This is a genomic window from Ferrovibrio sp., assembly GCF_965278975.1.
GTDB lineage: Bacteria > Pseudomonadota > Alphaproteobacteria > Ferrovibrionales > Ferrovibrionaceae > Ferrovibrio.
On record NZ_OZ257126.1, the window covers coordinates 1,054,584 to 1,078,855 of the forward strand.

At 64.2% G+C, this 24,272-nt stretch carries 23 protein-coding genes and 1 pseudogene; 12 read left to right on the top strand and 12 right to left on the bottom strand.

Going from position 1 to position 24,272, the window contains the following annotated elements:
- Positions 1–2: 2 nt before the first annotated feature.
- The 5 genes from ACQY7X_RS04995 to ACQY7X_RS05015 form a co-directional block, all read right to left on the bottom strand.
- Positions 3–311, bottom strand: coding sequence for a putative quinol monooxygenase (locus ACQY7X_RS04995; protein WP_428248758.1), 309 nt, complete (start codon positions 309–311; stop codon positions 3–5).
- A 64-nt stretch (positions 312–375) separates the two neighbouring features.
- Entirely contained in the window at positions 376–1,593 is a 1,218-nt protein-coding gene (locus ACQY7X_RS05000) for an ABC transporter substrate-binding protein (protein WP_428248759.1), read from the bottom strand.
- Positions 1,594–1,708: 115 nt separating this feature from the next.
- Positions 1,709–1,909: a hypothetical protein gene (locus tag ACQY7X_RS05005; protein WP_428248760.1), complete on the bottom strand. Its 201-nt coding sequence runs from the start codon at positions 1,907–1,909 to the stop codon at positions 1,709–1,711.
- A 71-nt stretch (positions 1,910–1,980) separates the two neighbouring features.
- The gene (locus tag ACQY7X_RS05010) at positions 1,981–2,655 is read right to left on the bottom strand and encodes an SDR family oxidoreductase (RefSeq protein ID WP_428248761.1); all 675 of its coding nucleotides are present in this window, start codon (positions 2,653–2,655) and stop codon (positions 1,981–1,983) included.
- A gap of 8 nt (positions 2,656–2,663) precedes the next feature.
- A complete protein-coding gene (locus ACQY7X_RS05015) occupies positions 2,664–3,101 on the bottom strand; it encodes a GlcG/HbpS family heme-binding protein (RefSeq protein WP_428248762.1) in 438 nt (145 codons plus the stop codon).
- A 203-nt stretch (positions 3,102–3,304) separates the two neighbouring features.
- On the opposite strand from ACQY7X_RS05015, the gene ACQY7X_RS05020 reads away from it, so the two are divergent.
- The 3 genes and pseudogenes from ACQY7X_RS05020 to ACQY7X_RS05030 form a co-directional block, all read left to right on the top strand.
- Entirely contained in the window at positions 3,305–4,492 is a 1,188-nt protein-coding gene (locus tag ACQY7X_RS05020) for a pyridoxal-phosphate-dependent aminotransferase family protein (RefSeq protein WP_428248763.1), read from the top strand.
- 16 nt (positions 4,493–4,508) lie between these two features.
- Positions 4,509–5,198 (top strand): GntR family transcriptional regulator, encoded by a 690-nt coding sequence (locus ACQY7X_RS05025; RefSeq protein WP_428248764.1) that lies wholly within the window; start codon positions 4,509–4,511, stop codon positions 5,196–5,198.
- Between the two features lie 220 nt (positions 5,199–5,418).
- Positions 5,419–7,161 (top strand): annotated as a pseudogene (locus ACQY7X_RS05030) (FAD-linked oxidase C-terminal domain-containing protein); the annotation flags it as partial.
- A 1,075-nt stretch (positions 7,162–8,236) separates the two neighbouring features.
- On the opposite strand, the gene ACQY7X_RS05035 reads toward ACQY7X_RS05030, so the two are convergent.
- Positions 8,237–9,145, bottom strand: coding sequence for a LysR family transcriptional regulator (locus ACQY7X_RS05035; RefSeq protein ID WP_428248765.1), 909 nt, complete (start codon positions 9,143–9,145; stop codon positions 8,237–8,239).
- Between the two features lie 123 nt (positions 9,146–9,268).
- On the opposite strand from ACQY7X_RS05035, the gene ACQY7X_RS05040 reads away from it, so the two are divergent.
- The gene (locus tag ACQY7X_RS05040) at positions 9,269–10,282 is read left to right on the top strand and encodes an aldo/keto reductase (protein ID WP_428248766.1); all 1,014 of its coding nucleotides are present in this window, start codon (positions 9,269–9,271) and stop codon (positions 10,280–10,282) included.
- A gap of 24 nt (positions 10,283–10,306) precedes the next feature.
- Here the strand turns inward: ACQY7X_RS05040 and ACQY7X_RS05045 are convergent, their stop codons facing one another.
- On the bottom strand, positions 10,307–12,448 hold the full coding sequence (locus ACQY7X_RS05045) for a malate synthase G (RefSeq protein ID WP_428248767.1): 2,142 nt from the start codon (positions 12,446–12,448) through the stop codon (positions 10,307–10,309).
- Between the two features lie 113 nt (positions 12,449–12,561).
- Between ACQY7X_RS05045 and ACQY7X_RS05050 the strand changes: the two genes are divergently transcribed.
- Entirely contained in the window at positions 12,562–13,476 is a 915-nt protein-coding gene (locus ACQY7X_RS05050) for a LysR family transcriptional regulator (protein WP_428248768.1), read from the top strand.
- Positions 13,477–13,596: 120 nt separating this feature from the next.
- Here ACQY7X_RS05050 and ACQY7X_RS05055 read toward each other — a convergent pair whose 3' ends face one another.
- Positions 13,597–14,613 carry a sulfate ABC transporter substrate-binding protein gene (locus tag ACQY7X_RS05055; RefSeq protein WP_428248769.1) on the bottom strand — a complete coding sequence of 339 codons (1,017 nt, stop codon included), beginning with the start codon at positions 14,611–14,613 and terminating at the stop codon, positions 13,597–13,599.
- 162 nt (positions 14,614–14,775) lie between these two features.
- Between ACQY7X_RS05055 and ACQY7X_RS05060 the strand changes: the two genes are divergently transcribed.
- Positions 14,776–15,204 carry a hypothetical protein gene (locus ACQY7X_RS05060; RefSeq protein ID WP_428248770.1) on the top strand — a complete coding sequence of 143 codons (429 nt, stop codon included), beginning with the start codon at positions 14,776–14,778 and terminating at the stop codon, positions 15,202–15,204.
- On the opposite strand, the gene ACQY7X_RS05065 is transcribed toward ACQY7X_RS05060, so the two are convergent.
- Positions 15,195–16,229 carry a transcriptional regulator GcvA gene (locus ACQY7X_RS05065; RefSeq protein ID WP_428248771.1) on the bottom strand — a complete coding sequence of 345 codons (1,035 nt, stop codon included), beginning with the start codon at positions 16,227–16,229 and terminating at the stop codon, positions 15,195–15,197. The two genes, ACQY7X_RS05060 and ACQY7X_RS05065, sit on opposite strands and share 10 nt — an antisense overlap.
- Positions 16,230–16,431: 202 nt before the next feature.
- Between ACQY7X_RS05065 and ACQY7X_RS05070 the strand changes: the two genes are divergently transcribed.
- The 3 genes from ACQY7X_RS05070 (at position 16,432) to ACQY7X_RS05080 (ending at position 19,510) form a co-directional block, all read left to right on the top strand.
- Complete coding sequence (locus ACQY7X_RS05070; protein WP_428248772.1) at positions 16,432–17,790, top strand: LLM class flavin-dependent oxidoreductase; 1,359 nt, start codon at positions 16,432–16,434, stop codon at positions 17,788–17,790.
- Between the two features lie 125 nt (positions 17,791–17,915).
- A complete protein-coding gene (locus ACQY7X_RS05075; RefSeq protein WP_428248773.1) occupies positions 17,916–18,689 on the top strand; it encodes a helix-turn-helix domain-containing protein in 774 nt (257 codons plus the stop codon).
- Between the two features lie 89 nt (positions 18,690–18,778).
- Positions 18,779–19,510: an alanyl-tRNA editing protein gene (locus ACQY7X_RS05080; RefSeq protein WP_428248774.1), complete on the top strand. Its 732-nt coding sequence runs from the start codon at positions 18,779–18,781 to the stop codon at positions 19,508–19,510.
- Positions 19,511–19,650: 140 nt separating this feature from the next.
- Here ACQY7X_RS05080 and ACQY7X_RS05085 read toward each other — a convergent pair whose 3' ends face one another.
- The 3 genes from ACQY7X_RS05085 to ACQY7X_RS05095 are packed head-to-tail and all read right to left on the bottom strand — an operon-like array spanning position 19,651 to position 21,352.
- Positions 19,651–19,983, bottom strand: coding sequence for a YciI family protein (locus tag ACQY7X_RS05085; protein ID WP_428248775.1), 333 nt, complete (start codon positions 19,981–19,983; stop codon positions 19,651–19,653).
- Between the two features lie 45 nt (positions 19,984–20,028).
- Positions 20,029–20,925, bottom strand: coding sequence for a sterol desaturase family protein (locus ACQY7X_RS05090; RefSeq protein WP_428248776.1), 897 nt, complete (start codon positions 20,923–20,925; stop codon positions 20,029–20,031).
- 13 nt (positions 20,926–20,938) lie between these two features.
- Entirely contained in the window at positions 20,939–21,352 is a 414-nt protein-coding gene (locus ACQY7X_RS05095; RefSeq protein ID WP_428248777.1) for a hypothetical protein, read from the bottom strand.
- Positions 21,353–21,449: 97 nt separating this feature from the next.
- On the opposite strand from ACQY7X_RS05095, the gene rpe reads away from it, so the two are divergent.
- The 3 genes from rpe to ACQY7X_RS05110 are packed head-to-tail and all read left to right on the top strand — an operon-like array spanning position 21,450 to position 24,267.
- Positions 21,450–22,115, top strand: coding sequence for a ribulose-phosphate 3-epimerase (gene rpe, locus ACQY7X_RS05100; RefSeq protein ID WP_428248778.1), 666 nt, complete (start codon positions 21,450–21,452; stop codon positions 22,113–22,115).
- Positions 22,116–22,144: 29 nt separating this feature from the next.
- Positions 22,145–23,782: a heparinase II/III family protein gene (locus ACQY7X_RS05105; protein ID WP_428248779.1), complete on the top strand. Its 1,638-nt coding sequence runs from the start codon at positions 22,145–22,147 to the stop codon at positions 23,780–23,782.
- A gap of 5 nt (positions 23,783–23,787) precedes the next feature.
- Positions 23,788–24,267: a HutD/Ves family protein gene (locus tag ACQY7X_RS05110; protein ID WP_428248780.1), complete on the top strand. Its 480-nt coding sequence runs from the start codon at positions 23,788–23,790 to the stop codon at positions 24,265–24,267.
- Positions 24,268–24,272: the final 5 nt, after the last annotated feature.

Genomic DNA, 24,272 nt, shown 5'->3' on the forward strand with positions numbered 1-24,272 from the left:
TATCAGGCCGCGCCCAGCACATGAATGGCGCGATTGGCGATCAGGTCCTTGGCCTTGAGGCCATATTCCTTCATATGCGGCGCCGCTGCATGAGCACGCAGATGCTCGATGCTGGCCCATTTCTCGATCACCACGAAAGCATCGTCGCCAAAGCGCGCCTGGGCCGCGCCGATGGCATCGATATCCACGGCGGCGCCATATTCGATGCAGCCATCTTCCGCCAGCACGGCCGGCACATTGGCGCGGAACAGGTCGAGCAGAGCGGCGCGCTGGCCCGGCTTGGCGGTGATGACGGCGATAACGTGAATCATGAGGTTCCTCCGGTTGGTGCGCCGATGCTAACCAACCGGAGGAGACCTGACTACAGCTTGGTGACTACAGCTTGCAGCCGCTCTCGGCCACCGAGAAGAAGGCCTGGTTGCCCGGAATGGTGGCGAGCTTCTTGTAATAATCCCAGGGCTTCTTGCTCTCGGCGGGCTTCTTCACCTCGAACAGATACATGTCGTGCACCATGCGGCCATTCGACAGCACCTTGCCGCCCTGGCCGAAGAAATCATCCACCGGCAACTCCTTCAGCTTGGCCGAGACGGCCGCCGCGTCCTTGCTGTTTGCCGCCTTCACCGCCTTGAGATAGGACAGCGTGGCGGAATAGGTGCCGGCCTGGATCATGTTCGGCATCCGGCCGGTGCGCTTCATGAAGCGTTCGCCGAATTCGCGCGACTTGTCGTCATTGTCCCAGTAATAGCCCTCCGTCACCACCAGGCCCTGGCCGGATTGCAGGCCGAGGCCATGCACTTCCGCCAGCGTGGTGAGCAGACCGGCGAGTTTCTGACCGCCGGCGGTGATGCCGAATTCGGCCGCCTGCTTGATCGAGTTCACCGTATCGGCGCCGGCATTGGCCAGGCCGACCACCTTGGCCTTGGAGGATTGCGCCTGCAGCAGGAAGGAAGCGAAGTCGGTGGCGTTCAGCGGATGCTTCACGGCGCCGAACACCTTGCCGCCCGAGGCGGTGACGATCTTCGAGGTGTCTTCCTCAAGCTGATAGCCGAAAGCGTAATCGGCGGTGAGGAAAAACCAGGTATCGCCGCCGGCCTTGGTCAGCGCGCCGCCGGTGCCCACTGCGAGCGCGCGGGTGTCATAGGCCCAGTGGAAGCCGAAGGCATGGCAGGCATCGCCGGTAAGCCGCGAGGTGGCGGCGCCGACCACGATATCCACCTTGCCCTTCTGCTTCGACAATTCATGCACCGCCAGCGCCACCGAGGAGGTGGTGAGTTCGGTGATCATGTCGACGCCGTCGATATCGTACCATTGCCGCGCGATGTTGGAGCCGACATCGGGCTTGTTCTGATGGTCGGCGGCGACCAGTTCGATCTTGCCGCCGAGCACGCTGCCGCCGAAATCCTCGATCGCCATGCGCGCGGCTTCCACCGACCATTTGCCGCCGTAATCGGCATAGACGCCGGATTGATCATTGAGCACGCCGATCTTGACGCCCTGGGCGAAGGCCGGCCCTGTAAAACCCGATACAGTGAAAGCCGTGGTGGCGAGAGCGAAAGCGGCAAACAGGCCGCGCTTGAGCGCAGTCTTGGGCATGTTTTCCTCCGGGATTATCATTGCGATTGCCGTGGGGATGACTCCCGCAACTGGCGTAACATGCTGTGCGCGCAGACGTCAGGTAAAATTAGAATTACTAAAATGCGGTGCTATTTTACCGCAATAGCTCGCCATCAATGACCATCGGTATCGCGAAAGGGCGCGGCAATGGCCTACGGGCCTTGCCAATGACATGAAAATTGCCTTCCACCAACCGTGCCGCAGCAAGCAGCGCTTCCATCTGCTCCGCCACACTTGGCTGGGCGCGCCGGGCCGCCCTGCCGTTGCTGCTTCTGCTGCATAACCACAGGCCCATGCGCCGCTCTCCTCAATGCCATTCCGTTGGCTATTGAGTGCCGGCAGGCGGCAGAAAGTTCCGGGAATTCTCTAGCGCGGTGCCCAGCCGCCGCAGACCGGGAAAATCTGCCCGACGAAGCAATTCGCCGCCTCGCTGCAAAGATAGGCCGCGAAGGAAGCATCCTCGCGCGGCGACACCAGGCGGCCCAGCGGCACCTCGCGCTTCAGCCGCTCCTGGAAACGCGGATTCTGCTGCACGCTTTCGGGGAAGTAGGTCGGGTTGTCGACGAAATTCTGCGCGATGGCGTTGACCTGCACATTCTGCGCTGCCACTTCCACGCCGAGCGCCTGGATATAGGCAAGCTGCGCGCCACGCGCCGCGCTGTAGGTGGAGGCGTTGCGCATGCCGCGCAAAGCCGAAGCACTGCCCATCAGCAGGATCTTGCCCGAACGCCGCGCCAGCATCTGCGGCAGCACGGCACGGCACAGGCGCGGCAGCGGATCGACCATATGAGCGAAAGCATCGCGCCATTCTTCTTCGCCGACCTGCGCCGCCGGTGTCGAGGGCGCCGGGATCGCCAGATTGGCGACCAGCACATCGATCTCTCCCGCCGCCGCCACCAGGGCTGCTGGCAGGGCCGGATCGGCGAGCGCACGGTCATCGGCGATCACGCTGGCGCCCTGCTCAGCAAATACCTCGCAGAGCATCGGCCCCATGAAGGTATCAGCCTGGGTGATGAGGATGCGCTTGCCTGTCAGGATCATTGCCGGCCTCAATCGGCGCCGGGATCGGCAGCCAGACCCGCCGCCTGGATGCCGGCAAGGGCCGCCGCCTCGTCATTATCCGAGGTGTCGCCCGAGATGCCGACGGCGCCGAGCAATGCACCGGCCTTGTCGCGGATCAGCACGCCGCCTGGCACCGGGATCAACGCCCCGCCCACCACATGGCTGACGGCGGCGATGAAGTAATCCTGCTCCTTGGCGCGTTTGCAGATCGAGCGCGAGCCGATGCCAAGCGCCAGGGCGCCGGAAGCCTTGCCCTGCGCCACCTCGGCCCGCTTCAGGCTGGTGCCATCCTCCGCCGCGAAAGCCTTGAGCGCACCACGCGTATCCAGCACCGCCACGGCCAGCGGCTTGAGGCCGGCAGAGCGGGCATGGCTCAGCGCGGTATCGACAATGATGCGGGCGGCGGAAAGGCTCAGGTCGGTCATCTGGCTGGCTCCCTCTGGATTGGCATCCGCAGGCTAGCATGCAGCCCGGGCCATGAGGTAATTTGCATGCATTTTATCCACAGGCTTATTGTTTTTGGCCTTTATGCCCTTTGACCCAGGGTGATTTTGTATTCATAATGCATTTTAGCCGGGGCAGGACACTTCGGCCAACACCGCCGACAACGACAAAAAGAGATTCCGCCATGGCAAGCAACGCTGCCCGCAAGGCTGGCCGCCATTTTCTGCAGATTCCCGGCCCCACCCCGGTGCCAGACCGCATCCTGCGGGCCATGGACATGCCGACCATCGACCATCGCGGCCCCGACTTCCAGAAGCTCGGCAAGCGGGTGCTGGAAGGCATGAAGGGGATTTTCCGCACCGCCAGCCCGGTGATCATCTATCCGGCATCCGGCACCGGCGCCTGGGAAGCGGCTCTCGCCAATGTACTGTCGCCCGGCGACCGCGTGCTGATGTTCGAGACCGGGCATTTCGCCACGCTGTGGAAGAACATGGCCGGCAAGCTCGGCCTGGAAGCAGAGTTCATCGCTTCCGACTGGCGCACCGGCGCCGATCCGCAGGCCATCGAGGCGCGGCTGCGCGAGGACAAGGCACACGCCATCAAGGCGGTCTGCGTGGTGCATAACGAAACCTCGACCGGCTGTGTCTCGCCGATCGCCGCGATCCGCAAGGCGATGGATGCGGCGAAGCATCCCGCCCTGCTCATGGTGGATACGATTTCCTCGCTGGCCTCCATCGACTACCGCCATGATGAATGGGGCGTCGATGTCACCGTGTCCGGCTCGCAGAAGGGCCTGATGCTGCCGCCCGGCCTGTCGTTCAATGCGCTTTCCGATAAAGCCCTGGCGGCGGCCAAGGCCTCGAAGATGCCGAAGCTGTTCTGGTCCTGGGAGGATCAGTTGCCGCATAACGCGCGCGGCTTCTTCCCCTACACGCCCGGCACCAACCTGCTCTATGGCCTGGCCGAAGCCATCGACATGCTGCACGAGGAGGGCCTAGAGAACGTGTTCGCGCGCCATGACCGCCATGCCGAGGCGACGCGCCGCGCCGTCACCGCCTGGGGCCTCGAAATTCTCTGCCGCAACCCGGCGGATTATTCCCCCTCGCTTACCGCCGTGCTGCTGCCCGAGGGCCTCAATGCCGATGATTTCCGCGAGGTGGCGCTGAACAGTTTCGACATCTCGCTCGGCACCGGGCTTGGCAAGGTGACCGGCCGCGTCTTCCGCATCGGCCATCTCGGCGATACCAACGACCTCACTATCCTGGGCGCGCTGGCCGGCGTGGAAATGGCGCTGGGCCTGGCGCGTATTCCGCATAACAAGGGCGGCGTGCAGACGGCGATGGATTTCCTCAGCCGCCGCGCTGCCGCCTGAACCGGAAAGGAGCGCCATGGCAGAGATCGTCGAAATCACCCGGCTCGGCCTGCATGACCAGGTGGCGGCAAGGCTGCGCACCATGCTGGTGGAAGGCCTGATCCAGCCTGGCGCCAAGCTGAACGAGCGCGAACTCTGCGAGAAGCTGGGTGTCTCGCGCACGCCGCTGCGCGAGGCGATCAAGCTGCTGGCCGCCGAAGGCCTGGTGGACCTGCTGCCCAATCGCGGCGCCATCGCCGTGAAGCTCACCGAAGCCGATGTGCTCAACACTTTCGAGCTGCTGGCGACCTTGGAAGGCATGTCGGGCGAACTCGCCGCCGAACGCATTACCGATGCAGAACTCAGCGAAATCCAGGCACTACAATATGAGATGATGGCCTGCTACGCGCGCCGCGACCTTTCCGGCTATTACCGCATCAATGCGCGTATCCATGCCGCGATCAACAATGCCGCGCGCAACCCCGTGCTCACCAGCACCTACCGCGCCATCAATGCCCGCGTGCAGTCGCTGCGCTTCCGCACCAACCAGAACGAAGCGAAATGGGCCGAAGCCGTGCGCGAGCATGAATTGATGGTGGAGGCGCTGAGCCGCCATGACAGCCAGACGATGCGCCATCTCCTGGTGCAGCATCTGACGCGCAAGCGCGATGCAGTATTGGAATTGCTGCGTGCTGGAGAAATCTATCCCACCGCCGCCAAGGCTTGATACAGTTGTAAAAATGTCTGCTGCCCCACAAGCACACACCGATACCAGCCACCAGCTTGAACACCGCCTGCGCCGGGAAACCGAGGGCGAGGTGATGTTCGATCTTGCCTCGCGTGGCCGCTATGCCACCGATGCCTCGATCTATCAGGCTTTTCCGGTCGGCGTGCTGGTGCCGAAATCCGAGCGCGACGTTGCCACCGCCATCGATATCGCGCGCGACATGAAACTGCCGATCCTGGCGCGCGGCGGCGGCACCAGCCAATGCGGCCAGACCACCAGCGGCACCGCCCTGGTGATCGACAATTCCAAATATCTGCGCGACATCCTGGAACTGGATACCGCGCGCCGCCGCGTCACCGTTCAGCCCGGCATGGTGCTGGACCACCTCAATGCCGCGCTCAAAAAACATGGCCTGTGGTATCCGGTGGATGTCTCCACCTCGGCGCAGGCCACGCTGGGCGGCATGGCCGGCAACAATTCCTGCGGCTCGCGCTCCATCGCCTATGGCAACATGGTGCATAACGTGCACGGCATGTCGGCCTGGCTCTCCGATGGCAGCGCGGTGGATTTCGGCCCGCTGCCGAATTTGAGCGGCAAGGCGCGCGAGATCGCGATTTTCGTCGAAGCCCTGGCGCGCAGCCATGCCAGCGAGATTGCCGCCAACTTCCCGAAAGTGATGCGGCGCGTCGCCGGCTACAATCTCGACATCTTCGATTGCCAGAGCGAGCGGCCCTACACCACCGACAACAGCGTGAACCTGGCACATCTGCTGGTCGGCTCGGAAGGCACGCTGGCCTATACCCGGAGCCTGACGCTCAATCTCTCGGAATTGCCGCGCGCCAAGGTGCTGGGGGTGGTGAACTTCCCCAGCTTCCGTGGCGCCATGGAAGCGGCGCAGCATATCGTCAAGCTCGGTCCCACGGCGGTGGAACTGGTCGACCGCACCATGATCGAACTGGCGCTGGCCAATCCGGCCTTCCGCCCCACCATGCAGACGGCGCTGATCGGCCAGCCGGCGGCGATCCTGCTGGTGGAATTTTCCGGCGAGAGCGGCGGGCCGCTGCTGCCGAAGCTGCGCCAGCTGGTCGAACTGATGGGCGATCTCGGCCTGCCCGGCAGCGTTGTCGAAATGCCAGACGAGGCGCGGCAGAAGAATCTGTGGGAAGTGCGCAAGGCCGGCCTCAATATCATGATGAGCCTGAAGGGCGACGGCAAGCCGGTGAGCTTCATCGAGGATTGCGCCGTGCCGCTGGAGCATCTGGCGGATTACACCGACGCGCTCACCGAAGTATTCACCCGCCATGGCACGCGCGGCACCTGGTATGCCCATGCCTCCGTCGGCACCCTGCATGTGCGCCCGATCCTGGATATGCGCCGGGCCGGATCCGAAGGCGGTGCCGCCAAGATGCGCGCCATCGCCGAGGAAGCCGCCGCCCTGGTGCGCAAATACAAGGGCGCCTATAGCGGTGAGCATGGCGATGGCCTGTGCCGCGGCGAATGGATCGAATGGCAGTTCGGCCCGAAGCTGAACGATGCTTTCCGCGCCATCAAGCAGCAGCTTGATCCGCTGAACCTGTTCAATCCCGGCAAGATCATCGACCCGCCGAAGATGGACGATGGCGCGCTGTTCCGCTTCCCGCCGCCCGGCAGCCCGCGCCCCTATCAGCGCCAGCCGCTCAAAACCAATCTCGACTGGTCGGACTGGAATGTGCAGAACGATCCGGTGACTGAAGCCACCACGCCGCCCGGCAGCGGCGGCGATGCCACCGGCGGCTTCGCCATGGCCGTGGAGATGTGCAACAACAACGGCCATTGCCGCAAATTCGATGCCGGCACCATGTGCCCGAGCTACCGCGTCACCCGCGATGAACAGCATCTGACGCGCGGCCGCGCCAACACGCTGCGGCTGGCGCTTTCCGGCCAGCTTGGCCCCGATGCCTTCACCAGCGAGGCGATGGCGGAGAGCCTGGATCTCTGCGTCTCCTGCAAGGGCTGCAAACGCGATTGCCCCACCGGCATCGACATGGCGAAGATGAAGCTGGAATTCCAGAGCCATTACAAGGCGCGCCATGGCTTCACGCTGAAAGACCGGCTGATCGCGCATCTGCCCGATTATGCCGGCAGCTTGAGCAGCATGCCCTGGCTGGCGAATCTGCGCGACAGCCTGCCGGGTGCCGCCTGGATTTCGGAAAAGCTGCTCGGACTTTCAGCCAGGCGCAGCCTGCCGCGCTGGCGCAGCGACACCTTCTGGCAGAGCCGCGACACCGCACTCTATGCCGATGCCGCTGCAACATTGGCGGCACCCAAGGCCGCTGTTCTGTTTGTTGATACCTTCAACGGCTTCTTCGAGGCCGAGAATGCCCATGCCGCCGCCCGCGTAATGCATAAGGCCGGCTATGCCGTGCATGTGGTGGAAAAATCGGGCGGCCAGCATTGTTGCGGACGCACCTATCTGGCCGCCGGCATGATCGACAAGGCGCGCGACAAGGTCTCGGCGCTGATCGATGCGCTGCTACCGTTCGCCCAGGCCAATATCGCCATTGTCGGCCTGGAGCCTTCCTGCCTGCTCACCCTGCGCGATGAAGCCCTTTCGCTCGGCCTTGGCGACAAGGCGAAAACCGTGGCCGGCCAGGCACTGCTGTTCGAGGAATTCCTCAGCCGTGAGGCCAAGGCGGGACACTTCGCGCCGAAGCTCAAGACCGTGGAACAGCCGATCCTGCTGCATGGCCATTGCCACCAGAAGGCTTTCGGCGCGGTGCCGCCGATCCTGGAGGTGCTGAAGCTGATTCCCGGCGCCAAGCCGGAGCTGATCGAGTCATCCTGCTGCGGCATGGCCGGCAGCTTCGGCTATGAGGCGAAGCATTACGACATCTCGATGCAGATGGCGGAACTGAGCCTGCTGCCCGCCATCCGCAAGGCGCCGGAAGCAATCGTGGTGGCCGATGGCACCAGTTGCCGCCACCAGATCGCCGATGGCACGCGCGCGACTGGTCGCGCCAGGCGATCCATGTCGCCCGCCTGCTCGAAAGCCTGCTGGATTAAGGCGCCGCAGCGACCTGTTTCGCCACATCGGCAATCAGCGAGCGCAGCCAGCGATGCGCCGGATCGTGGCGGTAGCGCACATGCCAGGCCATCTCCACCGGGAAGGTGCCGAGATCGACCGGTGACGGCAGCACCTTCAGGCGCGTGTCATGGCCCAGGCGGCGGCAGATCAGGCTAGGCAGCGTGGCGCAGTAATCCGTCACCGCCACCATTTCCGGGATCGCCAGGAAATGCGTCACCGACACGGCAACCTCGCGCCGCAGGCCCTGGCGCTCCAATGCCTGGAACAGGCCGGCGCGCAAACGCCCCGGCGGCAGCATGTTGACATGCTTGAGCTGCTCGAACTGCTTCCTGGAAATCCTGTCGCCGACCTCGGGATGATCGGCGCGCACCACGCAGGCCAGGCTTTCCTGCATCAAATGCTGCACCACCAGATTATCCGGCGGATCGATGATGCGGCCCAGCACCAGGGCCGTGGTGCCTGAGATCACGCCGGTTTCGGCGATATCGGTGCCATAAGGCGTGAGGCGCAGGCTGATGCCGGGCGCCAGATCGCGCAGCCGCGCCACGATGGCCGGCACCAGCACGAATTCGACATAACTGTTCGGCGCGATGGTGATCTGCAGCCTGGCCTTGGCCGGATCGAAATCCTGCTGGCCCAGCACCACATCGTCCAGCGTCGCCAGGGCTGCCGCAATCACGGGCGCCAGTTCCACCGCCTTCTCCGTCGGCTGCATGCCATAGCGTTCGCGGATGAACAGTGGATCATGCAGCATGGCGCGCAGGCGGGTCAGCGCATTGGAAAGCGCGGGCTGCGTGATGCCCAGCCGGTCGGCGGCGCGGGTGACGCTGCGCTCCTCCATCAGCGCCAGGAAAACCGGCAGCAGGTTCAGGTCGTATTTCATCCAGTTATAATGTTTTTTGTATATCTAAAATTCAATCAATAAATTTGATGAATAACGAGATTTCAGACACACTCTTGCCATCGAACGCCGCCACTTCATATCTCTCCCCGAAAGGAACACCCCATGGCACTCAAGGATATTCTCCCCGGCACGCTCGGCTTTGGCACCGCGCCGCTCGGCAACATGTTCCGCGCTATTCCCGAAGCGGAAGCGCGCGCCACCGTGGAAGCCGCCTGGAATGACGGCATCCGCTATTTCGACAATGCCCCCTTCTATGGCGCTGGCCTGGCGGAAATCCGCATGGGCGATGCGCTGGCGGATAAACCGCGCGCCGAGTATGTGATCAGCACCAAGGTCGGCCGCGTCATCCTGGATGAAGTGGAAGACGTCAGCGCCCGCGACAACGGCGAGAAGGGCGATGTGTTCAAGCATGGCCGCCCGAACAAGGTGGTGAACGACTATTCCGCCGATGCCACGCTGCGTTCCATCGAGGACAGCCTGAAGCGGCTCAAGACCGATCATATCGAGATCGCCTGGGTGCATGACGTGGCGCAGGATTTCTACGGCGATGAGTGGCTCGGCGTGTTCGAGAGCGCGCGCAAGGGCGCCTTCAAGGCGCTGGATCGGCTGCGCGATGAAGGCGTGATCAAGGCCTGGGGCCTGGGCGTCAACCGCGTCGAGCCGATCGAATTGCTGCTGGCGCTGGAAAGCAACCGGCCCGATGGCTTCCTGCTCGCCGGCCGCTATACGCTGCTGGACCATGACCGCGCCTTGCAGCGGGTGATGCCGCTGGTGGCGGAACGCGGCTTAGGCATTGTCGTCGGCGGGCCTTACAGCTCCGGCGCCCTGGTCGGCGGCCCGAATTTCGAATACGCCCCGGCCACGCCGGCCATCCTCGCCAAGGTCGCCGGCATCAAGGCGATTGCCGACCGCCACGGCATCAGCATGAAGGCGGCAGGCCTGCAATTCGCGCTCGCCAATCCGGCGGTGGCAGCCGTCATCCCCGGCGCCAGCCAGCCCAGCCGCATCGCCGAGGATCGCGCGGCGCTGAATGAGACCGTGCCGGCGGATTTCTGGCGCGAGCTGCGCCAGGCCGGTCTGGTCAACCCGGCGGCGCCGCTGCCGATCAAGGATTGAGTAGCGCGCCGTGAAGGCCCGGGCTTAGGCCTGGGCCTTCACCTTCTGGCGGAAGGCGTGCAGCAGCGGCTCGGTATAGCCATTGGGCTGCTGCATGCCTTCGAATACCAGCGCGCGCGCGGCTTGATAGGCCAGGCTGTGCTCGGGATCGGCAGACATCGGGCGATAGGCTTCGTCGCCTGCATTCTGCGCATCCACCTTGGCCGCCATGCGCTTGAAGGATGCCTCGATCTGCTCGGCCGTGCAGATGCCATGCAGCAGCCAATTGGCCATATGCTGCGAGGAAATGCGCAACGTGGCACGGTCTTCCATCAGGCCGACATCGTGGATATCCGGCACCTTGGAACAGCCGACGCCCTGATCGACCCAGCGCACCACATAACCCAGGATGCCCTGGGCGTTGTTGTCGAGTTCGTCCTTCACATCCTGCTCGGAGAAATTCTGCCCCGTGCTGAGCGGCAGGCTGAGCAGGTCGCCGAGCGGCGGCACCGGCTGCTTAGCCACTTCGGCCTGGCGCGCGAACACATCGACGATGTGGTAATGCGTCGCATGCAGGGTCGCGGCGGTCGGACTCGGCACCCAGGCGGTGTTGGCGCCGGTGCGCGGATGGCCGATCTTCTGCTCCAGCATGTCGGCCATGCGGTCTGGCGCCGCCCACATGCCCTTGCCGATCTGCGCCTTGCCGGAAAGGCCGCAGGCGATGCCGATGGCGACATTGCGTGCTTCATAAGCGTTGATCCAACTGCTGGAGCGCATCTGCGCCTTGCGCACCATAGGGCCGGCCAGCATCGAGGTATGCATCTCGTCGCCGGTGCGGTCGAGGAAGCCGGTATTGATGAACACGATGCGGTATTGCACGGCAGCGATACAGGCAGCGAGGTTGGCCGAGGTGCGGCGCTCCTCGTCCATCACGCCGACCTTCACGGTATGACGCGCCAGCCCGAGCAGGTCCTCAATGGCATCGAACAGCCGGTTGGTGAAGGCACATTCTTCCGGCCCATGCATCTTCGGCTTGACGATATAGACCGAACCGGCGCGGCTGTTGGTAAATTTGCCCTGGCGCTTCAGGTCATGGATCGCGATCAGGCTGGTGACGATGCCGTCCAGGATACCTTCCGGCACTTCACTGCCATCGGGCAGGTGGATCGCCGGATTGGTCATCAGGTGGCCGACATTGCGCACGAATAGCAGCGAACGGCCAGCCAGGGTGAGTGGCTTGCCATCCGGCGCGCTGTAGCTGCGGTCGGCATCCAGCGCGCGGGTCATGGTCTTGCCGCCCTTCTCGAAGCTGGCTTCGAGATCGCCCTGCATCAGGCCGAGCCAGTTGGCATAGGCCGCCACCTTGTCCTCCGCATCCACAGCGGCAATCGAGTCTTCCAGATCGACGATGGTGGTGAGGGCTGCTTCCAGCACCACATCGGCCAGGCCCGCCTTGTCGCTTTTGCCAATAGGATGGGTGCGGTCGAGCACCAGTTCGATATGCAGGCCGTTATGCTTCAGCAGTACCAGGGAAGGATTGGCGGCATCGCCGCGATAGCCGGCGAAGGCCGCCGGGTTGCGCAGCGCCGGCCTGAGCTGGCCGTTGCTCACCGACCAGCCGGCAACATCGGCATGGCTGCCCTCGGCCAGCGGCACCGCCACATCCAGGAAGGCCTTGGCCTTGGCGATCACCTTGGCGCCGCGCGCCGGGTCGTAGCCCTTCTTCTCATCCGCTTCGTGCGGGATCGCATCGGTGCCGTAATAGGCATCATAGAGGCTGCCCCAGCGCGCATTGGCGGCGTTGAGCAGGAAGCGGGCATTCAGTACCGGCACCACCAGCTGCGGTCCGGCCATGGTGGCGATCTCGGGATCGACGTTTTCGGTGGCGATCCTGAATGGGGCCGGCTCCGGTACCAGGTAGCCGATCTCGCGCAGGAAGGCTTCATAAGCCGCCGCATCATGCTTCTGGCCCTGGCGTGCCTTGTGCCACTCGTCGATCTTGGCTTGCAGAACATCGCGCTTGGCCAGCAGGGCACGGTTTTCGGGCGCGAAACGCTGCAGCAATTCGGCGGTGCCGCGCCAGAAGGCGGCGGCCTCGAGCCCGGTGCCGGGCAGCGCCTGCTCTTCGATGAAGCGGGCAAGCGGGGCGGCCACCTTCAGCCCGGCGCGGTCGACGATCTGGCTCATATGCGTTTTTCCTGCAGCAAGAAGGACGAGTCGGCAGGCAGCATAGCCAGCCATGCATTATTGCAAAAGATGGCAATAATTGAATACAGTCGTTCCTATAGGGAACGACTGCCATGGACCGTGAATACCAGCTTTTCGCCGAGGTGATCGAGCGTGGCAGCCTGGCCGCCGCCGGCCGGGCGCTGAACCTATCGCCGGCCATGGTATCGAAGCGCATCGCCCGGCTGGAGGAGCGGCTCGGCGCCACGCTGCTGCACCGGACCACACGCAAACTTGCCACCACGGAAGCCGGCCAGCGTTTCTATGAGCGCGTGGTGGCGATTCTCGCAGCCTCGCGGGAAGCGGAGAATCTGGTGGCCGGCATTGCCGGCGATCCGGCCGGGCGACTGCGCATCACCGCGCCGACCTCATTCGGCCGCCTGCATGTGGCACCGCATCTCAAGCCCTTTCTCGACCGCTGGCCGAAATTGCAGGTCGAGCTTGATCTCTCGGATGCCTATGTCGATCTGGTTGCCGAGCGCACCGATCTGGCGATCCGCGTCTCGGCCCAGGTGGAAGGCGGCCTGGTCGGCCATCGCCTGGCGCCGAACCGCCGCGTGCTGTGCGCTTCACCCGGGTATCTGGCCGAATTCGGCGCCCCGGCGCGGCTCAAGGATCTGAGCCGCCACCGCCTGCTGGCCGCCGAGGGGCAATTGCCCTGGCGCCTGCAGGGCCGCCATGGCCCGGTAAGCGTCGGTGGCGTCAGCTTCCTGCGCACCAATTCCAGCGAAGTGGTGCGCGAGCTGGCGCTGGCGGGCCTCGGCATCGCATTGCGCTCGACCTGGGATATCGGTCCCGATCTGCGCGCCGGACGCTTGCAGGCAGTGTTGCCGGATTATCCCGGTGCTGCGGATGTCAGCATCTTCGCGGTACATCCGGCGGGCAGTTTCGTGCCGGCGGGCGTGGCGCAGTTCATCGCCCATCTGCGCGCGCTCTATGGGCCTGAGCCTTATTGGGACCGCAAGCTGCACAAATCGGCGGGGAGCTAAAAAGCGAAGGGCCAAAAGCTGAGGGGACCGACCCGCCCCGGCCGATCCCCTCTTTTCCCGCAGCGGCAAGCAGCAGCCGGCGCGAGTAAGCCTATAGCCTGAGTTTACAAAAGCCTGGGTTTACGAACCCGGCTTGTAGATCTGATCGAACACACCGCCATCGCCGAAATGCTCCGGCTGTGCTTTGGCCCAGCCGCCGAACTGTTCGTCGATGGTGAACAGGTTCACCTTGGCGAAAGTGGCGGCATGCTTGTCGGCCACTTCCTTCAGGCGCGGACGGTAGTAATGTTTCGCCGCGATTTCCTGGCCTTCCTTGGAATAGAGGAATTTCAGGTAGCTTTCGGCGAGTGCGCGGGAGCCGCGCTTGTCCACCACCTTGTCGACCACGGCGACCGGCGGCTCGGCCAGGATCGACACGCTGGGCGTGACGATCTCGAACTTGTCCTTGCCGAGTTCGTTGATGGCGAGATGGGCTTCATTCTCCCAGCTCAGGAACACATCGCCGAGGCCGCGCTGCACGAAGGTGATGGTGGCGCCACGCGCGCCGGTATCCAGCACCGGCACATTCTTGTACAGCGCCTGGACGAATTTGCGGGCTTCCTCCTTGCTGCCGGTTTTCTTCTCGGCATAACCCCAGGCAGCAAGGTAGTTCCAGCGCGCACCGCCCGAGGTCTTCGGGTTCGGCGTGATCACCTTCACCTCGGAGCGGATCAGGTCATCCCAATCCTTGATGTTCTTCGGGTTGCCCTTGCGCACCAGGAACACGATGGTGGAGGTGTAGGGCGAGGCATTATCGGGGAATTTCTTCGCCCAATCCTTGGCCAGCAGGCCATGCTGGGCGATGGCGTCGATATCATAGGCCAGCGCCAGGGTGACCACATCGGCATCCAGGCCATCGATCACCGACCGCGCCTGCTTGCCCGAGCCGCCATGGCTCTGGTTGATGGTCAGCTTCAGGCCCGGATTGGCCTTGATGAAGGCGGCGTTGATATCCTGGTAGATCTCACGGGTCGGATCGTAGGACACGTTCAGCAGCGTGGTCTGCGCGGAGGCCGCCAGCGGCGCCGCGGCTACCGCCAGCCCCAGGCCAACGGCCCCGAGACCAAAAGCAAGGGATTTCAGAGAGATATGCAGCATGAAGGTGATCTCCTAGACATTGGGGTCTGACCTCAAGCTAGGGCACAGCCTATATTTCACATAATGAATTAGATTTGGATCATTATTTACAAAAACTTGGTATATTTAAATTTTAAGCCCACTATATTTTCGTTAATTCAATGACGACCAGAGGGCAGGGCCATGGCTATCAGTATTCATCCGCTTGCCGGTTTCGGCGCCGAATGGCGTGGCCCCAGCCTGCGCCGGCGCCTGGACGATATCGCGCTCGCCACTCTGCTGGATGAATGGCAGCGCCACCGCCTGCTGCTGTTGCCCGACCAGGATTTAAGCGAGCGCGAGCGCCTCGCCTTCGCGGCCCAGCTTGGCGAAACCGCCAGCATCGTGGCCGGGGCCTCTGGCGGTGAGCCGGCTGCCCGCCTGCTGCATGCCGTCCATCCCGGCAGCGGCATCGAATTCATGCATCGCGGCATCACCCTGCATCATACCTGGCGCCGCAGCGATCTGGTGTTGCTGAGCCATGACGTGCAGAGCCGCAGCGCGGCAGACAATGCCTCGCTCGGCCTGCGGCGGATTTATTCCGCCTGGGAGCGGCTGGCGGCTTACGCCTGAGCAGACTCGGGCTGGGCAGGCGGCTTCACTTCGCCGCGCAGCCATTCGATGAAGGCGGTCACCTTCGGCAGCGCCACCTTGCGTTCCGGCCCGACGATGAAATAGGCGAAATCCAGCGGCGTGGCATCGCCGAACAGCCGCACCAGACGGCCGCTGGTGAGATCGCTTTCGGCCAACGTCGCCTTGGCGAGGGCCACGCCCTTGCCATGGATCGCCGCTTCCAGCACCAAGCTCGACTGCGTGAAGCGCAGGCCGCTTTTCGTGGCGCCATCGCCAAGACCGGCGGCACGGAACCACATCTGCCAGGTCGGGCAGGATTGATCGTCATCCGGGCTGTCGTCATGCAGCAGCACCTGATTCTGCAAATCCGCCGGCGTCTTGATGCTGCTCAGCAGTTCCGGGCTGCAAACCGGGAAGATCGCTTCCGGCAGCAGGCGTTCGACCACCAGGCCGGGATAGCGGCCGGAGCCATAGCGGATCGCCAGATCAACGTCATCGGTGGCGAAATCGGCGAGCTGGTTCGAGGCCGAGACGCGGATATCGATGCCCGGCTGCTGGTCCTGGAAACGATCGAGGCGCGGCACCAGCCATTTCACCGCGAAGGACGGCGCCACGCTGACGGTGAGAATCCCGGCCTGGCCGAAAGAGTCGATCTGGTTCACGGCGCTGGTCAGGCGCTCGAAGCCATCGCGGATGCCGGGCAGGCAGGCCTGGCCCGCATCGGTGAGGAAGATGTTGCGGCCCGAGCGACGGAACAGCGGCACGCCGAGATGTTCCTCCAGGGTACGGATCTGGTGGCTGACGGCGGCAGGCGTGACGCAGAGTTCATCGGCGGCCCGCGCCAGGCTCAAGTGGCGTGCCACCACCTCGAAGGTGCGCAGCGCACCCAGCGGCGGCAGGCGGCGCTTCGGCGCCGCGCGGGCAGCCGCCGAGGGCACCGGCACGCGGAGCGATTTCAACGTCTGGCCCTTTAAATTCTGGGCTGGCCGCAAAGCCAGGGCGGAGCGACTGGTGATCTGGTTCATCGCATTCTCTCGGAGAGACGGTCTTGGCAGGATAATTTCACATATAAAAATATAATTCCATTATTAAATGACAATATAACTGTTAAATATAAAATTGGACATTTTAATTTTGTTGTAAACCCCGCTCTATCCACTATCTGCCCGAAGCCGCTAGACTTTTCCCGATATCGGGGATGCCCCTATATCGGGGATGCAAGGCGCCATGAAGGAAATCCGCCTCAACGCTTTCGACATGAGCTGCGTCGGCCATATCGGCCATGGCCTGTGGACTCATCCGCGCGACCAATCCTGGCGCTACACCGACCTGGATTACTGGACCGGCCTGGCCCGCACGCTTGAGCGCGGCCTGTTCGATGGCCTGTTCCTGGCCGATGTGGTGGGTGTCTACGATGTCTATGACGCCAGCCCGGACGCAGCGCTGCGCAACGCTGCCCAGGTGCCGGTGAACGACCCGCTGCTGCTGGTGCCGGCGATGGCGCAGGCGACGCGGCATTTGAGCTTCGGCGTCACCTGCAATGTCAGCTACGAGCAGCCCTATCTGTTCGCGCGCCGCCTGTCGACGCTGGATCACCTGAGCAAGGGCCGCATCGCCTGGAACATCGTGACCGGCTATCTCGATTCCGCCGCCCGCGCCATGGGCCAGCCGGCCTTGCCGGCGCATGATTCACGCTACGACATGGCCGATGATTTCATGGCCGTGGTCTACAAGCTGTGGGAAGGCAGCTGGCAGGACGATGCCGTACGCCGCGACCGCGCCACCGGCCTCTATGCCGATCCGGCACGCGTGCATGAAATCCGCCATCAAGGGCCGCATTTCACATCGCAAGGCGTGCATCTTTCAGAGCCATCGCCGCAGCGCACGCCCGTGCTCTATCAGGCCGGTTCATCAACACGCGGGCGCGAATTCGCCGCGAAACATGCGGAATGTATCTTCGTCGCCGGCAATGCCAAGGCCAGCGTGGCTGAAACCGTGCGCGACGTGCGCGCGCGGGCTGCCGCCATTGGCCGCGACCCCGCCGATATCCTGGCCTTCATCAGCGCCTGCGTGGTGGTGGCGCCGACGGAAGCAGAGGCGCGCGAGAAAGCGGCGGAGTATGCCCGGCATAGCAGCCTGGAAGGCGGCCTGGTGCATATGGCCGGCGGCACCGGCATCGATTATGCGCGTTTCGACTGGGACGAGCCGATCACCAGCAGCCAGACCAACGCCATGCAATCTTCGCTCGATGCCCTGACCAGGAAGGGCACCGCCGCCTTCACCAAGCAGCAACTGGCCCAGCAATACGGCATCGGCGGCCGCACCCAGCCGATCATTGGCGATCCCGGCCAGGTGGCCGATGCGATGATCGCCTGGATGGTGGAAACCGATATCGACGGCTTCAATCTCTCGCGCACCGTGATGCCGGAATGCATCGAGGATTTCGTCGACCTGGTAGTGCCGGAATTGCAGGCGCGCGGCGTCTATAAAAGTGCCTACCGCGAAGGTTCCTACCGCGCCAAGCTGCGCGGCGATGGCTTGAACCGCCTGCCCGCCAGCCATCCGGCGGCACAATACCGGCGCTGAACTGGACCGACGCTGAACCGCCGCTAATCATAAACTTCATTGACGGCGCTGCCTCGGCGGGGATAGTGGAAGCCATGGCGAGGCAGGATCCTCATAACCGTGCGGAGTATTGGCGGGACCGGCGCGTGCCGGGCCTCACCCTGATGCATGCCGCCTTCACCACCCAGGAATACGCGCCCCATGCCCATGATGCGCTGGTGGTGGCGGTGACCGAGGCCGGCGGTTCGGAAGTGAAAAGCCGTGGCCAGGTGCAGCAGGCGCAGCCCAACAGCCTGTTCGTGTTCAATCCCGCCGAGCCGCATGCCGGCTGGATGGGCTGGAGTCCGCTCTGGCGCTACCGTTCGCTCTATCTCACACAATCTGCGCTCGACGTGGTGGCCGAAGGGCTGGGGCTGGAGCGGCTGCCCTATTTCACCGACAACCGCCTCGATGATCCGCAGTTGATCGATGGCTTCCTGAGCCTGCACCGCGCGCTGGAAAATTCCACCGATGCCTTGCAGGAAGAGGAATTGCTGCAGGCGAGTTTCGGCCGCCTGTTCCTGCGCCATGGCAGCGGTGCGCGCCGCCCCGATCTGCCGGGCCGCGACCGCGCTTTGCTCCGGCGCGTCACCGATCTGATGCAGCAGCGTTACGGCGAGGCGCTCAAACTCGATGAACTCGGCCAGATCGCCGGCCTGCGCAAGGCGCAGCTGATCGCGCTGTTCAACCGCTGCACCGGCATGGGCCCGCATGCCTATCTCAATCAGGTGCGGCTGCGGGCCGCCTGCCAGCATCTCAAGGCCGGCGAACCACTGGCCGAAGTGGCGGCGGCTTGTGGCTTCTACGACCAGAGCGCGCTGAACCGCAACTTCAAGCGCGCCTATGGCATCACGCCGCTGCAATACGCCCAGGCGGCGTAAGCTGGCCACTTGAGACTCAGCCTGAACTTTTTGCCAATACGGCGCCGTGATACCTGCCTAGATTCGCTGTTCAAGCCAGCGAGGACGGCATGCATCTCTATTGCCATGATCACCCCCATACCCTGACCCTCACCGCCGAGGTGGTGGCAGCTTCCCCCGGCCGCGTATTGCTGAGCGAGACCCCGTTCTATCCCGGCGGTGGCGGGCAATTGCCGGACAAGGGGGCGTTGCGCTCCAATACGGGCGGCGATATCGGCGTCACCGGCTTCGAGGTGATCGACGGTCAGCTCTGGCACCTGCTGGCCGATCCGGTGGAATTGTCAGGGGTGGTGGAAGCGGCGGTGAATCCGAATTTCCGCCAGATGATGCGCGAGATGCACACCGCCACCCATATCCTGAACGCCCTGGTGTTCCAGAGTTTCGATGGCGCGCTGGTCACCGGCGTGCAGATGAATGACGATGGCACGGCGCGGATGGATTTCGATCTGCCGGAAGCCGATAACGACCGCCTGCGCGCGCTGGAAGCACCGATCAATGATGTGATCGCGCAGAATATCCGCGTCAACTGCACCTATATTCCATTTGAGGAAGCGCGTGCCGTGCCCGGGCTGATCCGCAGCCGCTCGGTGGCACCGCCGCCGACCGAGGATGGCCGCGTGCGCATCGTCGATATCACCGGACTGGACCGCCAGGCCTGCGGCGGCACCCATCTCGACAATACCGGCGATACCCGCGCGGTGAAGCTGCTCAAGATCGACAACAAGGGCCGCCATAACCGCCGCGTGCGGCTCGGCCTGGTCGGCTTAGGGCCATTGGCTTAGAGGGCCGCTGGCGTAACCATATCAATCACGTCATACCCCGCGCAGGCGGGGTATCCACGAGTTTTTTGTTTAACTGACGGGAAGTAAAATAGCGCGTGGATGGTCGGCCCTCGCCGACCATGACGATTTTCTTCTATGTGTTAAGCCGCTGTCGCCGCCTTCTGCCTGGCGATTTCAGCGGCCAGCCCGCCGGCTTCAGCTTCCGGCACGATCTGGCGCGATGCATTGATCTGCACGCTTTCAAAAACCGGCTCGCGGAAATACGGGTCCTGCGCCAGATGCGCATCCAGCGCGGCGCGATCCGGAAAATCCAGGATCATCACGCTGCCGACCGGCTTGCCGGCATCATCCAGCAGCGGCCCGCCATAGCGGAACAGCTGCTGCTTGTCGGCGATGAATTCCAGATGCTCGGCACGGAATTTCTGCCGCAGATTGCTGCCGGGATGATCCTTGGCGATGATGACGAACAGCATGGTTGCCTCCTGATGATAGGCCGCTCAGTCTAGCGGCAGCCGGCTTCATGTATTGGAAATTTGACTCAACCTGGCCTCGGCGCGGATCACCTCCGCCGTGCGGCCGCCATCCGGGGCCCAGCCCGGCGGGCCGAAGATGTAGCCGAAACGCTCGCGCCAGCTTTTCGCCCGAGCCACATCACGGCCAATCTCGATCCATTCATGGAAGGCGACGATCAGCGGATTGAAGCGGCCGAGATTCTTCACAATGCCATAGCGGCAGGGTTCTTCGTCACGCTCTGCTGCGAAGCTGCCGAACAGCTTGTCCCAGATGATGAATATGCCGGCGTAGTTGCGATCAAGGTATTCCGGGTTGGTGGCATGGTGCACGCGGTGATGCGACGGCGTGTTGAACACAGCCTCGAACCAGGCCGGCAGTCGTCTGATCTGCTCGGTATGAATCAAGAACTGGTAGACCAGGCTGACACCCTTCTGGAACACGATCAAAGCCGGCGGAAAGCCGATCAGTGCCAGCGGCAGCCACAATATCCAGGTCAGCGCCAAGTTGCCGGTCCAGGTCTGCCGCAAGGCCGTCGAAAGATTGTAATGCTGCGAGGAATGGTGGTTCACATGCGCCGCCCACCAGATGCGATGCTCATGGCTCAGGCGATGGAACCAGTAATAGACGAAATCCTCCGCGAACAGCAAAGCCAGCCAGGTCCACAGCGTCAACGGCAGATCAAGCAGGCGGAAGCCATGCACCGCTTCCAGGCTGGCCCAGATCAGGCCGCCGAAAGCGATGCCCTGCACCAGGTTGATCAGCCCCATGGTGAGCGAGGTGGCGGTATCGCGCAGCTCATAAGCTTCTTGCTGCCGCAACCGTGCCACCAGCACTTCCAGCACCGCCAGCGCGATGAAGGCCGGGATCGCGTAGACCACCGGATCAGGCAGGCCACCCATCATGATAGCGGCCCCATCATGTGAGGCGCTCCTGCCACCGTCTTGCTTCCATCTCCGGCAGCAGCAATGCAAGACGCAATGCCGCCGGACCCTTGGTGGTGAGTTCCAGCCGCGCCATGCCGGCTTCCAGATTATCCAGGCGCTGCGCCACGATATCAGCCGGCTTGAGCAGGCGAGCGGCCAGCCTGGCGCCAACCGGCAGTACCAAGGCGAGATGGCCGGCGGCATCGGCGGCGATGGCGCCGGTGCCGTCATGGCTCAGGCCGATCTCTGCCGCATGGAACCCGGTTTCCGGCTGCGCCAGCAGGCCGCGCACGGCAGCCGCATCCTCCAGCCGCGCCTGACGTCGCCCGCCGGTGAGCCAGACCAGGGCCAGGATCAGCGCGATGCCGCCCAGCGGCAGCAGCGGATTGATGGGCAGTTCCTCCATTCCCTGATTATGGCAAAGTCGAGGCTTTTCGTATACTTGGCTGCTGCAACCAGACCGTCTACTTGGCGCGGCGGGCCAAAGCTGCTATGCCGGGCTTATGCTGCAGCAAGCCACCCGAATCGCCCCGTCGATCCTGTCCGCCGATTTCGCCAAGCTCGGCGCCGAAGTGGCCGCGATCGATGCCGCCGGTGCCGACTATATCCATATCGACGTGATGGACGGGCATTTCGTGCCCAATATCACCATTGGCCCAGCCGTGGTGAAGGCGTTGCGCCCGCATAGCAAAAAGGTATTCGACGCACATCTGATGGTGTCGCCGGTGGATACCTATGTGGCGCTGTTCGCCGAAGCCGGTGCCGATATCATCACCGTGCACCCGGAAGCCGGCCCGCATGTGCATCGCACGCTGCAGCTGATCAAGTCGCTGGGCAAGAAGGCCGGCCTGTCGCTCAATCCCGGCACGCCGGTGGAAGCAGCATTGCAGGTGCTGGACATGCTCGACCTGGTGCTGGTGATGAGCGTCAATCCCGGTTTCGGCGGCCAGGCTTTCATCCCGGGCCAGCTTGAGAAGGTGAAGCGCCTGCGCCAGGCCATCGATGCCTCGGGCCGCGCCATCGACCTTGAGATCGATGGCGGCATCAACGAGGAAACCGCGCGCCAGGCGATTGCCGCCGGCGCCGATGTGCTGGTGGCGGGCACGGCAGGCTTCAAGGGCGGTCCTGAGCATTACGCTGAGAATATCCGCCGGCTGCGCGGCGCCTGAGCCGGCAGCCCGGAACCCGGCGGCCGACCTTGTCCGAGACACCAACATCCCTCCCTAGCCGCCTCGCCGCGCTCTGGCATGGCTCGCCGCTCTATGGCCTGACCCTGCCGCGCCAGGCGCCGCTGGAATTCCTCTCGCTGCCCGCCGACCCCTGGCCCGGCCTCGCCGCCCGTGCCGACCGGCTGTTCCAGGGCCGCTTCGCTTTTGCCGGCCTCGAAGTCGTGTCGCCGCATGCCGCGCCCTGGGATGCCGGCATCGACAGCCTGAACGCCGATCCGGCCAGCATTGCCGCCTGGGCGGCTGAGCTGCATGGCTTCGTCTGGCTGCGCGATTTCGCGGCGCAAGGCGGCGAGATGGCACAGCGCATGAGCCGCAGCCTGGTGCAGCATTGGATCGAGCGGCATCATGGCTGGTCGCAGCGCGCCTGGGCCGCGCCGGTGACCGGGCGGCGGCTGACCAGCTGGCTCAACGCGGCGCATTTCCTGCTCAAAGACGCCGATGCGGCTTTCGCCCATGACCTGCTGCTGAGCGTGGCGCGCCAGGCGGCGCATCTGGGCCGCACCGCACCGCGCGAAAGCGATCCCGCCGCGCGCGCCGAAGCCCTGCTCGGTCTGGTCTATGCCGCCGAGAGCCTGCCCGGCGGCCAGGAGAAATGGCCGCAGGCATTGCCCAATCTGATTCTTGCCTGGGAAGCCTGCCTGCTCGGCGATGGCGGCCATGTGACGCGCTGCCCCAGCCGGCTGTTCGCGCAGTTCCGCGATGTGGTGGCGTTGCAGCATTACCTGAGTGCCGGACATCCGGAACGCATGAGCCTGCTGCCGCTGATGGACCGCATGGCGCCGATGCTGCGCTTCTTCCGCCATGGCGATGGCGGCCTGGCGCTGTTCCATGGCGGCGAGGAAGAACCCGGCGGCGCGCTGGAACATGCGCTGCTGCTTTCCGAAGCCCTGATCCAGGGCAAGCATGGCAAGCCGCCGGCCTCCTCGGCTGCTTCCGGCTTCGAGCGCGTGGCGGCGAAGCGCGCGCTCCTGCTGCTCGATACCGGCGCGCCGGCGGCATCCGTGGCCGGCAGGCCGCATGCGGCGCCGCTGGCGTTTGAGTTCAGCCATGGCAAGGATCGCCTGATCGTCAATTGCGGCGCGGCGCGGCGGCTGGGCGGCGACTGGGCCGAGGCCCTGGCCGGCCCCGCGGCCCATGCCACTTTGGGCATCGAACATGCCCGTCCGGCGCCGCATTTCACCGTGCGGCTGCAGCGCCATGAACAGGACGGCCATGCCTGGATCGACGCCGAGCATGATGGCTGGCAGCAGGCCTTCGGCCTGCTGCATCGCCGCCGGCTCTATCTCGGCGGCAATGGTGACGATCTGCGCGGCGAGGATATGCTGGAAGGCGGTGCGCCGGACCGGCCGCGCGCCTTCACCCTGCGCTTCCACCTGCATCCCAGCGTGCATGCCTCGCTGATCGGGGCCGGCGACACGGTGCTGCTCAAGACGCAATCCGGCACCGGCTGGCGCTGGCGCGGCCAGGGCGGCCTGGTGCGGCTGGAGGACAGCGTCTATTTCGGCCAGGGCGGCGAACTGCGCCGCACGCAGCAGATCGTCATGGGCGGTTCCGCCGCCGGGATGCCGGTGCTGCTGAAATGGGCCCTGGCGAAAATCCCAGGCTGAGCGCGATGCTGATCATCCCGGTTCCGAAACAGCGCGCCATGCCATGGAAGAACGGCAAGGGCGTGAGCTGGCATATTGCCGCTTTTCCCGATAGCGCCGGGCTGGATGATTTCGACTGGCGGGTGAGCCGTGCCGCCATCGTGCGCGACGCGCCCTTCTCCGCCTTTGCCGGTTGCGACCGCTGGATCACCCTGATCCAGGGCGAAGGTTTTTCCCTGCGGTTCCACAATGGCGAAGCGATGATGCTGCGCCGCCCGGCGATGCCGATGCAGTTCGATGGCGACCTGGAAGCCGATTGCAAACTCGCCGCCGGTCCGGCCACCGTCGTCAACGTCATCGCGCGGCGCGGCCGTTGCGAGGTGGATGTGGCGGTGATCGCCGCACCGGCGGAAATGCCCGCCGATGTCGGCGACGCGGCGCGCGATGGCAATACCATACTGGTGCGCCTCGATGCCAACCGCGTGCTGCGGGCACGATTCAGCTAGGCGCG

Coding starts and splice junctions, on each gene's coding strand:
- ACQY7X_RS04995 (WP_428248758.1), bottom strand. CDS start 311: ATGATTCACGTTATCGCCGTCATCACCGCCAAGCCGGGCCAGCGCGCC.
- ACQY7X_RS05000 (WP_428248759.1), bottom strand. CDS start 1,593: ATGCCCAAGACTGCGCTCAAGCGCGGCCTGTTTGCCGCTTTCGCTCTC.
- ACQY7X_RS05005 (WP_428248760.1), bottom strand. CDS start 1,909: ATGGGCCTGTGGTTATGCAGCAGAAGCAGCAACGGCAGGGCGGCCCGG.
- ACQY7X_RS05010 (WP_428248761.1), bottom strand. CDS start 2,655: ATGATCCTGACAGGCAAGCGCATCCTCATCACCCAGGCTGATACCTTC.
- ACQY7X_RS05015 (WP_428248762.1), bottom strand. CDS start 3,101: ATGACCGACCTGAGCCTTTCCGCCGCCCGCATCATTGTCGATACCGCG.
- ACQY7X_RS05020 (WP_428248763.1), top strand. CDS start 3,305: ATGGCAAGCAACGCTGCCCGCAAGGCTGGCCGCCATTTTCTGCAGATT.
- ACQY7X_RS05025 (WP_428248764.1), top strand. CDS start 4,509: ATGGCAGAGATCGTCGAAATCACCCGGCTCGGCCTGCATGACCAGGTG.
- ACQY7X_RS05035 (WP_428248765.1), bottom strand. CDS start 9,145: ATGAAATACGACCTGAACCTGCTGCCGGTTTTCCTGGCGCTGATGGAG.
- ACQY7X_RS05040 (WP_428248766.1), top strand. CDS start 9,269: ATGGCACTCAAGGATATTCTCCCCGGCACGCTCGGCTTTGGCACCGCG.
- ACQY7X_RS05045 (WP_428248767.1), bottom strand. CDS start 12,448: ATGAGCCAGATCGTCGACCGCGCCGGGCTGAAGGTGGCCGCCCCGCTT.
- ACQY7X_RS05050 (WP_428248768.1), top strand. CDS start 12,562: ATGGACCGTGAATACCAGCTTTTCGCCGAGGTGATCGAGCGTGGCAGC.
- ACQY7X_RS05055 (WP_428248769.1), bottom strand. CDS start 14,613: ATGCTGCATATCTCTCTGAAATCCCTTGCTTTTGGTCTCGGGGCCGTT.
- ACQY7X_RS05060 (WP_428248770.1), top strand. CDS start 14,776: ATGGCTATCAGTATTCATCCGCTTGCCGGTTTCGGCGCCGAATGGCGT.
- ACQY7X_RS05065 (WP_428248771.1), bottom strand. CDS start 16,229: ATGAACCAGATCACCAGTCGCTCCGCCCTGGCTTTGCGGCCAGCCCAG.
- ACQY7X_RS05070 (WP_428248772.1), top strand. CDS start 16,432: ATGAAGGAAATCCGCCTCAACGCTTTCGACATGAGCTGCGTCGGCCAT.
- ACQY7X_RS05080 (WP_428248774.1), top strand. CDS start 18,779: ATGCATCTCTATTGCCATGATCACCCCCATACCCTGACCCTCACCGCC.
- ACQY7X_RS05085 (WP_428248775.1), bottom strand. CDS start 19,983: ATGCTGTTCGTCATCATCGCCAAGGATCATCCCGGCAGCAATCTGCGG.
- ACQY7X_RS05090 (WP_428248776.1), bottom strand. CDS start 20,925: ATGATGGGTGGCCTGCCTGATCCGGTGGTCTACGCGATCCCGGCCTTC.
- ACQY7X_RS05095 (WP_428248777.1), bottom strand. CDS start 21,352: ATGGAGGAACTGCCCATCAATCCGCTGCTGCCGCTGGGCGGCATCGCG.
- rpe (WP_428248778.1), top strand. CDS start 21,450: ATGCTGCAGCAAGCCACCCGAATCGCCCCGTCGATCCTGTCCGCCGAT.
- ACQY7X_RS05110 (WP_428248780.1), top strand. CDS start 23,788: ATGCTGATCATCCCGGTTCCGAAACAGCGCGCCATGCCATGGAAGAAC.